Origin of the sequence: Mesorhizobium sp. M0514, assembly GCF_040321145.1 — a bacterium.
Lineage (GTDB): Bacteria > Pseudomonadota > Alphaproteobacteria > Rhizobiales > Rhizobiaceae > Mesorhizobium.
Window position 1 is genome coordinate 96,164 of sequence record NZ_JAMYQZ010000007.1, and the last position, 11,929, is coordinate 108,092.

Sequence of the window (11,929 nt, forward strand, 5' to 3'; positions counted from 1 at the left end):
TTATTTGCAGCGCCCGGACGGGTCGTTGCCGTCGAGAAAACCCATGTCGCGCTGCAGATGCGGCGACAACTCCCGGACGTCGACGTAGCCGCGCCGGCGGTGCACAAGCAGGGAAAATTCATGCACCAGCAGGGAAAACCAGCTCTGCGCCGGGGTGGAATGGAGTTTTTGCTGTGCCGTGGTCATGATCTTCAGCCTCCGCTATGCTTGAACTTGATTGATCGTTGACACCAGATATCGGCCTGATTGGCTCTTGCCGCCAATCAAACGTCGATCACGACCCATAAGGAGGGCTTATGCCCGATCTCAAGGCACCACAGCTCGCCCAGTTGCCGCCGCTGCAGGCCATCAGGGTGTTCGAAGCCGTCGCGCGGCATCTCTCCTTCACCAAGGCCGCGCAGGAACTCGGCATGACGCAGGCCGCGGCCAGCTACCAGATCAAGCTTCTGGAAGAGCGCATCGGTTCGCCGCTGTTCCTGCGCCAGCCGCGCCAGATTGTGCTGACGGAACCCGGCCAGCGCCTGGCGCCCGCCGTCAGCGAGGCGTTCAGCCTGCTCTCAAGCGCCTATTCCGCCGCGCGTGGGGGCGCCGATGGTGTGCTGTGCGTCTCGACGCTGCTGACCTTTGCCTCGAACTGGCTGGCGCAGCACCTCGGCTCCTTCCAGGTCGCGCATCCGTCGCTGGCGGTGCGCGTCGATACCTCGAACAGGGTGATCGATTTTGCCCGCGAGGACATGGACATCGCTATCCGCTCCGGCAGCGGCAAGTGGCCTGGAGTGGAGACCCATCTTTTGTTCAAGGCCGATTTCACCCCGGTGCTGAGCCCGGCACTCGCTGCCACCATAGGTGGCGTCCACGAACCCGCCGACCTGTTCAAGCTGCCCATTCTCGATCCCGGCGACATCTGGTGGCGGGAATGGTTCGCCCTTGCCGGCGTCCCGGCGGACGAACTTGCCAGGCGCACCGGCACCAGCATGGGCGCGCAGGCCTATGAGGCGAACGCGGCCATCGCCGGCCATGGTGTGGCGATCCTGACCACCGCATTGTTCAAGACCGAGCTCGCCGCCGGCCGCCTGATCCAGCCCTTCGACCTGGTCGGCGACGACGGCCACGCCTATTGGCTGGTCTACCCGACGGCGCGTCGCAACGTGCCGAAGATAAAAGCCTTCCGGGACTGGATCCTGGCCGAGATCGCCTGCGCCTGAGGGCGAGCGATTCGCGGATTGATTTCCGAGATGCAAAGCGAGCCATGGATCCGCGACGAATGCTCGCTTTCGCGGACAAACAGCTGCGATCGGGCCACCCGGTTAACCAAGCTTGACAAAAACGCTGTCGATATCACTCGCCCGGCATAGGCTTGTGCTTGTGACGACCCAATTGAGCAGGATCAATCGTCTGCAGATTGAAACAGGGTCGATCAGCCGGCTGATGAAAGTCTATCGCGTCGAAGAAATCGAAAACAACACCGTGCGCACGACGCAGGTGATCGAAGCATTTACGCCCTTTCAAGCTGCCGTGAAGGCAATCGGCCGGGAAGTTAGGCTGCGCAAGGACGAGCCCAGCTGGATCCAGGTGACGGAAGTGCTGACCAGAGCCAAGCAAATACGCGACGGCAGGGTTTTCGAATATTCCGTGGGAAGCTACCCGTCCCACGGCTGATGGACTCGGCCCTATCGCTCCCCTGGCGCGACGATTGGGTTGCGATGGGTCGGCATCAACGCGCTCTCACATCCCCTGCAAACAGCTTCCCAAATCCGTTCAATATCCTCTACGCGCGCAACGCCGCGCTCCGCCTTGCGTGCTGCGCTGCAGCATCGAATCTGGCTTGACATAATTTATGCCAAGTGAGTAATTGCCCATTACCAAGGCAAATGCTCATCTTGGTTCATGGGAGGAATTTGATGAAACTGCGCACGCTCACCCTGGGCTTGTTGTCGGCCAGCGCTTTCGCTTTTGCCGCACACGCCGAATCCATCACCATCGCCACGGTCAACAATGGCGACATGGTCCGCATGCAAAAGCTGACGGACGACTTCACCAAGGCGAACCCCGACATCCAGCTGAACTGGGTCACGCTCGAAGAGAACGTGCTGCGCGAGCGCGTCACCACCGACATCGCAACCAAGGGCGGCCAGTATGACGTGATGACGATCGGCACCTACGAGGTTCCGATCTGGGCCAAGCAGAGCTGGCTGTTGCCGCTCGACAAGCTCGGCGACGACTATGACGCCAAGGACATCATCCCGGCCATCGCCGGCGGCCTCTCGGTCGACGGCAAGCTCTATGCCGCGCCCTTCTACGGCGAAAGCTCCTTCGTCATGTACCGCAAGGACCTGATCGAGAAGGCCGGGCTGACCATGCCCGATGCCCCGACGTGGGACTTCATCAAGCAGGCCGCCGACAAGATGACCGACCGCGCCAATGGCGTGAACGGCGTATGCCTGCGCGGCAAGGCCGGCTGGGGCGAGAACACGGCGTTCCTGACGGCCATGTCCAACTCGTTTGGCGCCCGCTGGTTCGACGAGAACTGGAAGCCGCAGTTCGACCAACCGGAATGGAAGAACACACTGCAGTTCTATGTCGACCTGATGAAGGCCGACGGTCCGGAAGGCGCTTCGTCCAACGGCTTCAACGAGAATCTGGCTCTGTTCCAGCAAGGCAAGTGCGGCATGTGGATCGACGCCACCGTGGCGGCGTCCTTCGTCTCGGATCCGAAGGCCTCGAAGGTGGCCGACAAGGTCGGTTATGCTTTGGCGCCGGACAATGGCCTCGGCAAGCGCGCCAACTGGCTCTGGGCCTGGTCGCTGGCGATCCCCGCAGGCACGCAGAAGGCGGAATCCGCCCAGAAGTTCGTCTCATGGGCAACCAGCAAGCACTATGCCGAACTGGTCGCTTCGAAGGAAGGCTGGGCCAACGTTCCTCCGGGAACGCGTTCCTCGCTCTACGCCAATCCCGAGTACCAGAAGGCGGCCCCGTTCGCCAAGATGACGCTGGACTCGATCAATGCCGCCGATCCGGCGCATCCGACGGTCAAGCCGGTGCCCTATGTCGGTGTGCAGTTCGTCGCCATTCCTGAGTTCCAGGGCCTCGGCACAACCGTTGGCCAGCTGTTCTCGGCGGCGCTCGCCGGCCAGACCAGCGTAGACGACGCGCTCAAGCAGGCGCAGGACGCCGCCACGGCGACCATGACCGAAGGCGGTTATATCAAGTAAGGCTCCTCCCGGTGCCGAACGCCGGTCGCCTCCTGACCGGCGATGGCCGCCCGAGTCCCAGTTCGGGCGGCCGCTTTTTCCCCGCTGTGAAAATTCAGTCCGACTAGTGAAGGGTGACCGTCATGGCTACTCAGCAGACCCGTTCGCTTGCCCGCTTCATGATGGCGCCGTCCGTCGTGTTGCTGTTCGTCTGGATGATCGTGCCGCTGGTCATCACCTTCTGGTTCTCCTTCCAGCAATACAATCCGCTGAACCCGATCCGCGACGGCTTCGTCTGGTTCTCGAACTACTCGCTGTTCTATTCCAACCCGGCATTCCTGCAATCGATCCTGAACACGCTCGTCCTGGTCGGCAGCGTGCTGCTGATCACCGTGATCGGCGGCATCATGCTGGCGCTGTTGATCGATCAGCCGATGTGGGGACAGGGGATCGTGCGCATCCTCGTCATCTCTCCGTTCTTCGTCATGCCGCCGGTGGCTGCACTTGTCTGGAAGAACATGATCATGCACCCGCAATACGGCGTCTTTGCCGACATTGCGCGCTTCTTCGGCGCCCAGCCAATCGACTGGTTCGGGCAGCACCCGATGCTGGCCATCATCATCATCGTCGCCTGGCAATGGCTGCCCTTCGCAACGCTGATCCTTTTGACCGCCCTGCAGTCGCTCGACGGCGAGCAGAAGGAAGCCGCCGAGATGGACGGCGCCGGCTTCGTCAGCCGCTTCATCTATCTGACGCTGCCGCACATGTCGCGCGCCATCACCGTCGTCATCCTGATCCAGACCATCTTCCTGCTGTCGGTCTATGCCGAAATCCTGGTCACCACCAATGGCGGACCCGGCTTTGCCTCCACCAACCTGCCCTTCCTCGTCTACCAGAAGGCATTGCTGGAGTTCAAAATCGGCCAGGCATCGGCCGGCGGTGTCATCGCCGTCATTCTCGCCAACATCGTCGCCTTCTTCGCCATGCGCGCGGTGGGCAAGAACCTGGACAAGTAAGGGAGGATACGATGGCACGTGCAGTCACCACCCAACACAAGGTCATTGCGACAGGCGCCGCCTGGATCGTCGCGCTGCTGATCTTCTTCCCGATCCTCTACACGATCATCACCTCGTTCAAGTCGGAGCAGGAGGCCATCCAGGGCTTCGCGCTGATCCCGTCGGGGACGTTCGAGAGCTATACCGAGGTCCAGGCGCAGAGCGGCTACTTCAAGTTCTTCTTCAACTCGGTGCTGCTCTCGGTCGGCTCCACCATCCTGGCCCTGATCGTCGCGGTTCCGGCCGCCTGGTCGATGGCCTTCTCGCCGGGCAAGTGGACCAAGGACATCCTGATGTGGATGCTCTCGACCAAGATGATGCCGGCGGTTGCCGTGCTGTTCCCGATCTACCTCATCTTCCGCGATGCCGGACTGCTCGACAGCCGCATCGGCCTGATGATCATGCTGATGCTGATCAACCTGCCGATCGTGATCTGGATGCTCTACACCTACTTCCGCGAAATCCCCGGCGAAATCCTGGAGGCGGCACGCATGGACGGCGCCACCCTGTGGGGCGAGATCGTCTATGTGCTGACCCCCATGGCCGTGCCGGGCATCGCATCGACCATGCTGCTCAACATCATCCTGGCGTGGAACGAAGCGTTCTGGACCATCCGCCTGACCACCACCGAGGCAGCGCCGCTGACGGCCTTCATCAGTTCGTTCTCGAGCCCGCAAGGCCTGTTCTGGGCCAAGCTTTCGGCGGCCTCGACGCTGGCCATCGCCCCCATCCTGATCATGGGCTGGTTCAGCCAGAAGCAGCTGGTGCGCGGCCTGACATTCGGCGCGGTAAAATAACGGACGTTGCCTGAAGCAATCCGGCCAAATAACCCCTCGGGGAGGAAACCATGGGAAACATCACGCTCAAGAACGTCGCCAAGCATTTCGGATCGACGGTCATCATTCCAGGCCTCGACCTGGTCATCGAGAATGGCGAGTTCGTCGTCTTCGTCGGGCCGTCGGGTTGCGGCAAGTCCACGTTGCTGCGCCTCATCGCCGGGCTCGAGGACACCAGCGGGGGCACCATCAACATCGATGGCCGTGACGTCACCGGCGAGGCGCCGGCCAAGCGCAAGCTGGCCATGGTATTCCAGTCCTATGCGCTCTATCCGCATATGACGGTGGCCAAGAACATCGGCTTCCCGCTGAAGATGGCGGGCGAGGATGTGGCGACGATCGACAAGAAGGTGAAGGACGCGGCCCGGGTCCTCAACCTCACCAACTATCTCGAACGCCGGCCCGGCCAGCTCTCCGGCGGCCAGCGGCAACGCGTCGCCATCGGCCGCGCCATCGTGCGCCAGCCCTCGGCCTTCCTGTTCGACGAGCCGCTGTCCAACCTCGACGCCGCACTGCGCGGCACCATGCGGCTCGAAATCAGCGAGCTGCACCATCAGCTCAAGACGACGATGGTCTACGTCACCCACGACCAGATCGAAGCCATGACCATGGCCGACAAGATCGTCGTGCTCAACGCCGGCAACATCGAACAGGTCGGCTCGCCGATGGAACTCTACAAGTCGCCGAAGAACCTGTTCGTGGCGGGCTTCATCGGTTCGCCGAAAATGAACCTGATCGAAGGTGCGCCGGCGGCCAAATACAACGCCAAGACCATCGGCATTCGTCCTGAGCATATGGGGATATCGACCACAGCGGGCGACTGGAAAGCCCTTGTCGGCGTCGCCGAGCATCTGGGCTCCGACACCTTCCTGCATGTCCAGGCCGACGGCGTCGGTCCGCTGACGGTACGCGCCGATGGCGAACTGGCCGTACGCCACGGCGACACCATCTATTTGACGCCGGACAAGGTCCGCATGCATCGCTTCGGCCCCGACGGAAAGGCGCTGACGCAGTGAGACTGAAAGGCAAATCGGCGCTGATCACCGGATCCGCGCGCGGCATCGGCAGGGCTTTTGCCGAAGCCTATACGCGCGAGGGTGCCACGGTGGCCATTGCCGACATCAATCTGGCGGCTGCCGAAAAGACGGCCGCCGAGATTGGCGCCAACGCCTATCCGGTCAGGCTCGACGTCAGCGACCTTGCTTCGATCCAGGCGGCGGTCAAGGCGGTCGAAACAAAGACCGGCGGCCTCGACATACTGATTAACAATGCTGCCTTGTTCGACTTGGCGCCGATCGTCGAGATCACCGAAGCGAGCTATGACAAATTGTTCTCCGTCAACGTCGCCGGCACTTTGTTCATGCTGCAGGCAGCGGCGCGTTCGATGATCGCAAGGGGCAAGGGCGGCAAGATCATCAACATCGCCAGCCAGGCAGGACGGCGCGGCGAGCCGCTGGTCGCCGTCTATTGCGCCACCAAGGCCGCGGTGATTTCGCTGACCCAGTCCGCCGGGCTCGACCTGATCAAGCACCGCATCAACGTCAATGGCATCGCGCCCGGCGTCGTCGACAGCGATATGTGGGATGAGGTCGATGCGCTGTTCGCCAAATATGAGAACCGGCCGAAGGGCGAGAAGAGGCGGCTGGTCGGTGAGGGCGTGCCCTATGGCCGCATGGGCAAGCCGGAGGACCTGACCGGCATGGCGGTCTTCCTGGCCAGCGCCGACGCCGAATACATCGTCGCCCAGACCTACAATGTCGATGGCGGCCAATGGATGAGTTGATGGGCCGGGATCACGCAGGCCGCAGCCCGGCCAAAAGGGTAGAAAAATGACCGTGAAACTCTCCTCCTCGATCCTCTCGGAACTCCCCGCCAAGGTCGCCGGTCCCAGATATGATCGCTCCAGGCTCAAACCCGGCATCGTCCATTTCGGCGTCGGCAATTTCCATCGCTCGCATCAGGCGGTCTACCTCGACGATCTCTTCAACGCAGGGATCGGTCATGACTGGGCTCTGGTCGGCGCCGGGGTCTTCGAGGGCGAAAAGCTCGGCCGTTCCAAGCTGCAGGAGCAGGACTGGCTGACGACAGTGGTCGAGCAGGATTCCGATCATATGAGCGCCCGCGTCACCGGCGTCATGATCGACTTTCTGACGCCCGGCGATGCGGATGCGATCATCGACCAGCTCGCCGATCCGGCGATCAAGATCGTCTCGCTGACCATCACGGAAGGCGGTTATTTCATCGATCCGGCCTCCGGCAAGTTCAACCCGACCCACCCCGACATCGTCGCCGACGCACAGGCAGGCACGACGCCGAAGACGGTGTTCGGCCTCATCCTTGCGGGCCTGATGCGCCGCCGGGCCGACGGCATCGTGCCGTTCACCGTCATGTCCTGCGACAACATCCCTCATAATGGCCATGTCACCTCGGATGGCGTCATTGGGCTGGCCCGGCTGATCGACGAGGATCTGGCGAACTGGGTCAGCGACAATGTCGCCTTTCCCAACGGCATGGTCGACCGCATCACCCCCGCCACCTCCGACCGCGAGCGCGGTATTCTCGCCTCGGAGTTCGGCCTTGAGGACAACTGGCCGGTGTTCTGCGAGCCGTTCAAGCAATGGGTGCTGGAAGACCGTTTCACCGACGGCCGCCCGCCGCTGGAAAAGGTCGGTGTGCAATTCGTGAGGGATGTCGCGCCCTATGAGCTGATGAAGATCCGCATCCTCAATGGCGGTCATGCCACGATCGCTTATCCCGCAGGGTTGATGGACATCCATTTCGTCCATGAGGCGATGCAGGAGCCGCTGGTGCGCGGCTTCCTCGCCAAGCTCGAGCATGACGAGATCATCCCGACCGTGCCGCCGGTGCCGGACACCGTGCTGGAAGATTATTATCAGCTCATCGAGCACCGCTTTTCCAACCCCAAGATCGGCGACACCATCCGTCGGCTTTGCCTCGACGGTTCCAACCGGCAGCCGAAATTCATCATCCCGACCATTGCCGACCGGCTGAAGGCCGGCAAAGGCGTCGCGGGTCTGGCGCTCGAGTCCGCGCTGTGGTGCCGCTACTGTTTCGGCACCACAGACAGCGGCGCGGTCATCGAGGCCAACGACCCGAGTTGGGACCGGCTGCAGGCAAGCGCGAAGGCGGCGAAGGATAAGCCCGGTGCCTGGCTTGCGATGGAGGATATCTATGGCGGTGTCGGCCGCTCGGCGCCGTTCGCCGAGGCCTTTGCCCATGCGCTCAACGTCTTGTGGGCGAATGGCACGCGCGCGACGCTGACGCGCTACATCTCCGGCAAGCTCTGACGCCAGCCGCAATGACGCCCGAACTGGTCATCTTCGACTGTGACGGCGTGCTGGTCGACAGCGAGGCGCTGTCGGTTTCGGCGCTGCTCGGCATGATCTCTGCCGCCGGGGGCTCGGTCAGCGAGGATGCCGCCTACGAGCATTTCCTCGGCAAGAGCATGAAGAGCGTGCGCGAGATACTTCTTCGCGATTTCACCATCGACATCACCGACGTGCATCTTACCGACATGCGCGTCGAACTGATGCGCAAATTCCGCGAGGAGCTGAAGCCGATTCCCGGCATCAGCGACATCCTGCCGAGGCTGGGCGTGCCCTGCTGCGTCGCGTCCTCCGGCACGCTCGACCGGATACGCTACGCGCTCCACGTCACCGGTCTGCTCGGCCTGCTCGAGCCGCATCTGTTCAGTGCCGCCATGGTCGCGCGCGGCAAGCCGGCGCCGGATCTTTTTCTCCATGCCGCCGCCGCCATGGGCGCGCATCCCGGTAATTGCATCGTAATCGAGGACAGCCCTGCCGGCATCGCCGCGGCGCGTGCCGCCGGCATGCGCGTCTTTGCTTTCACCGGCGGTTCCCACGCCGGCAACCCGGTCTTGAAAGCGCGGCTTGCGTCGAGTGAACCGGACTTTATATTCGCGGACATGCTGCAATTGCCCGATCTGATTGCAGGCTAGAGCATGATGCCGAAAAGTGTGAAGCGGTTTTCGGACGACATCATGCTCTACTTCTTTGATTTAGAGACGGATTCAGATTTCGGGTCGAACAGACCTGAAATCATCCGGCTCTAGGGAGCGAGAGTAAAGGCATCTTGACGAAAAGCTTCGTTTGCGCGGTCGATGTCGGCACCGGGAGCGCCCGCGCGGGCATTCTCGATACGTCAGGCACCTTGCTCGGCCGCGCCGAGCATCCGATCGTCATGAACCAGCCGAAGGCCGATCACGCCGAGCACAATTCGCAGGATATCTGGTCGGCGGTCTGCATCGCGGTGCGTGCCGCGCGCGAAAAGGCCGGTGTGTCAGCCGACGATATTGTCGGCATGTCGTTCGACGCCACCTGCTCGCTGGTGGTGCTGGACAGGAATGCCGGCCAGCTCAGCGTCTCGGTGACGGGCGAACGGCGCTGGGACACCATCGTCTGGCTCGACCATCGCGCGATCGCCGAGGCAGATGAATGCACCGATAGCGGCCACGCCGTACTCGACTATATCGGTGGCGTCATGTCGCCGGAAATGGCGACGCCGAAGCTGATGTGGCTGAAGCGCAATCTGCCGGGAACTTGGCATGAAGCCGGCTACCTGTTCGACCTCACCGATTTCCTGACCTGGAAGGCGACCGGGTCGCTGGCGCGCTCGCAATGCACGCTGACCGCCAAATGGACCTATCTGGCGCATGAGGAAACCGGCTGGCGCGGTGACTTCTTCGACAGGGTCGGGCTTGGCGATCTGTTCGAACACGGCAGCCTGCCGGAGAAGGCAAGTGCTGTCGGCGCCGACATCGGCACGCTCACCCCTGAAGCGGCGGCGGAGTTGGGCTTGAGCGAAAACTGTCGGGTCGGCGCCGGCGTCATCGATGCCTATGCCGGCGCGCTTGGCGTGCTCGGCGGCTTTGCTGGCGACGAGCAGAATATCGGCCGCCATCTGGCATTGATCGCCGGCACCTCGTCCTGCGTCATGGCCATGTCGCCCGATCCGCAGCCTTTCGCCGGCGTCTGGGGTCCATACTATGGCGCCGCACTGCCAAAGCTCTGGCTGTCGGAAGGCGGCCAGTCGGCTACCGGTGCTTTGCTCGACCACATCATCCGCTGGCACGGCGCCGGCGGCGAGCCGGATGCGGCCATGCATGCCAAGATCGCCAGGCGCGTCGCTGAACTGCGCAGCACCGAAGGCGACAAGCTGGCTGCGAGGTTGCATGTACTGCCGGATTTCCACGGCAACCGCTCGCCGCTTGCCGACCCGCATGCCGTCGGCGTGGTCAGCGGGCTGACGCTGGATTCCTCCTTCGACAGTCTGTGCAAGCTGTATTGGCGCACCGCCGTCGGCATCGCACTCGGCGTGCGCCATGTGCTGGAGGCGCTGAACGAGAACGGCTATCTCATAGACACGCTGCATGTCACCGGCGGCCACACCAAGAACCCGTTGCTGATGGAGCTTTATGCCGACGCGACCGGCTGCGCGGTGATCGAGCCGCTGGCCGACGAAGCCGTTCTGCTCGGCACCGGCATGGTCGCCGCCACCGCGGCCGGTCTGTTCCCGGACCTGAATGCCGCTTGCGTCGCCATGCAGCAAGGCGGCAGAACCCGCGCTTCGAACCCGGCCGCTTCAGGCCGCTTTGACCGCGACTACAAGGTCTTCCTCGAAATGCACCGCCAGCGGCAGGCGCTCGACGCGATCGGCTAGAGCAATTCCAGGAAAAGTGTAAAACGGTTTTCCGTCCGGAATTGCGTACAGATTTAGGCTTCTCGCCGGCGCAAGGATGCGCCGGTCGCCGCGTCGAACAGATGCACGCTCTCCTCCTCGAATGTGTAGCGCACAGGCGCGCGCAACGCCGGGCATTCGCGGGCCGATACCAATGCGCCGGCCTCCTTGCCGCCGCAGGCGAACGTCACCAGCGCGTCATTGCCATGGAACTCGATGAGGTCGGCGGTGCCTTGCAGAAGATTGATGCTCTGAGCGCCGGCGGTCTTCAGGTCCGGCGGTCGGATTCCAAGCACGGCGCGCTGGACGCCGCGTAGATCGAAGCCCGAGCCTTCTATGGAGAAGCTCGAGCCGCCGCCTGTCAGCGTCCAGCGTTCGTCCTTCCGCCCGACGGCCACGTCGATGAAATTCATGTTCGGCGTACCGATGAAGCCGGCGACGAACAGATTGCCCGGCTGGCGATAAATCTCGGCCGGCGAGCCGATCTGTTCGATGACGCCATCCCTGAGCAGCACTATCCGGTCGGCCAGCGTCATCGCTTCCAACTGATCGTGGGTGACATAGACGGTGGTGGTCTTCAGCGACTGATGCAGCCGGGCGATTTCGACCCGCATATGGTTGCGCAGCTTGGCATCGAGATTGGACAGCGGCTCGTCGAACAGGAACACTTTCGGCGTCTTGATCATGGCGCGCGCAATCGCCACGCGCTGCTGCTGGCCGCCGGAAAGTTCGGTCGGCTTGCGGGCGAGGTAAGGTTCAAGGCCGAGCGTCGTTGCCACCGCCTCGACCCGCTTCCGGATCTCGGCCGGGGGCACTTTCTGTCGCTTGAGCCCAAAGGCGATGTTGTCGAAGATCGTCATATGCGGGTAGAGCGCATAGTTCTGGAAAACCATGGCAATGCCGCGCTCGCCGGGCTCGAGATCGTTGACCACTTTGCCGCCGATCGACACTTCCCCGCCGCTGATATCCTCCAGTCCGGCCAGCATCCTGAGCAAGGTCGACTTGCCGCAGCCGGACGGGCCGAGGAATACGACGAATTCGTGCTCCTCGATCGAGAGATTGAGATCGCGGATGACGGTGGTAGCCCCATACGCCTTGTCGACATGGGAGCAAACGATCGCGGACATGG

General features: G+C 62.7%; 12 protein-coding genes. 10 read left to right on the plus strand and 2 right to left on the minus strand.

Features of this window, described 5'->3' with window-relative positions; translation table 11 throughout:
* The gene (locus NKI61_RS05335) at positions 1-186 is read right to left on the minus strand and encodes a hypothetical protein (protein ID WP_023700462.1); all 186 of its coding nucleotides are present in this window, start codon (positions 184-186) and stop codon (positions 1-3) included.
* Positions 187-296: 110 nt separating this feature from the next.
* Between NKI61_RS05335 and NKI61_RS05340 the strand changes: the two genes are divergently transcribed.
* The 10 genes from NKI61_RS05340 (at position 297) to NKI61_RS05385 (ending at position 10,782) form a co-directional block, all read left to right on the plus strand.
* Complete coding sequence (locus NKI61_RS05340; protein ID WP_023671245.1) at positions 297-1,205, plus strand: LysR substrate-binding domain-containing protein; 909 nt, start codon at positions 297-299, stop codon at positions 1,203-1,205.
* Between the two features lie 112 nt (positions 1,206-1,317).
* Positions 1,318-1,659: a hypothetical protein gene (locus tag NKI61_RS05345; protein ID WP_352838965.1), complete on the plus strand. Its 342-nt coding sequence runs from the start codon at positions 1,318-1,320 to the stop codon at positions 1,657-1,659.
* Between the two features lie 242 nt (positions 1,660-1,901).
* On the plus strand, positions 1,902-3,212 hold the full coding sequence (locus NKI61_RS05350; RefSeq protein WP_023746514.1) for an ABC transporter substrate-binding protein: 1,311 nt from the start codon (positions 1,902-1,904) through the stop codon (positions 3,210-3,212).
* 122 nt (positions 3,213-3,334) lie between these two features.
* On the plus strand, positions 3,335-4,207 hold the full coding sequence (locus NKI61_RS05355; RefSeq protein ID WP_352838966.1) for a carbohydrate ABC transporter permease: 873 nt from the start codon (positions 3,335-3,337) through the stop codon (positions 4,205-4,207).
* Positions 4,208-4,218: 11 nt separating this feature from the next.
* Positions 4,219-5,043, plus strand: a complete 825-nt coding sequence (locus tag NKI61_RS05360; RefSeq protein WP_023671250.1) for a carbohydrate ABC transporter permease — start codon at positions 4,219-4,221, stop codon at positions 5,041-5,043.
* 50 nt (positions 5,044-5,093) lie between these two features.
* Positions 5,094-6,098 carry an ABC transporter ATP-binding protein gene (locus tag NKI61_RS05365; protein ID WP_352838967.1) on the plus strand — a complete coding sequence of 335 codons (1,005 nt, stop codon included), beginning with the start codon at positions 5,094-5,096 and terminating at the stop codon, positions 6,096-6,098.
* The gene (locus NKI61_RS05370) at positions 6,095-6,865 is read left to right on the plus strand and encodes an L-iditol 2-dehydrogenase (RefSeq protein WP_352838968.1); all 771 of its coding nucleotides are present in this window, start codon (positions 6,095-6,097) and stop codon (positions 6,863-6,865) included. Before NKI61_RS05365 ends, NKI61_RS05370 begins: the two co-directional genes overlap by 4 nt.
* Positions 6,866-6,911: 46 nt before the next feature.
* On the plus strand, positions 6,912-8,390 hold the full coding sequence (locus tag NKI61_RS05375) for a mannitol dehydrogenase family protein (protein WP_352838969.1): 1,479 nt from the start codon (positions 6,912-6,914) through the stop codon (positions 8,388-8,390).
* Positions 8,391-8,401: 11 nt separating this feature from the next.
* A complete protein-coding gene (locus NKI61_RS05380; protein WP_352838970.1) occupies positions 8,402-9,061 on the plus strand; it encodes an HAD family hydrolase in 660 nt (219 codons plus the stop codon).
* Between the two features lie 134 nt (positions 9,062-9,195).
* Positions 9,196-10,782, plus strand: a complete 1,587-nt coding sequence (locus tag NKI61_RS05385; protein WP_352838971.1) for an FGGY-family carbohydrate kinase — start codon at positions 9,196-9,198, stop codon at positions 10,780-10,782.
* A 53-nt stretch (positions 10,783-10,835) separates the two neighbouring features.
* Here the strand turns inward: NKI61_RS05385 and NKI61_RS05390 are convergent, their stop codons facing one another.
* Positions 10,836-11,927: an ABC transporter ATP-binding protein gene (locus NKI61_RS05390; protein WP_352838972.1), complete on the minus strand. Its 1,092-nt coding sequence runs from the start codon at positions 11,925-11,927 to the stop codon at positions 10,836-10,838.
* Between the last annotated feature and the right edge of the window lie 2 nt (positions 11,928-11,929).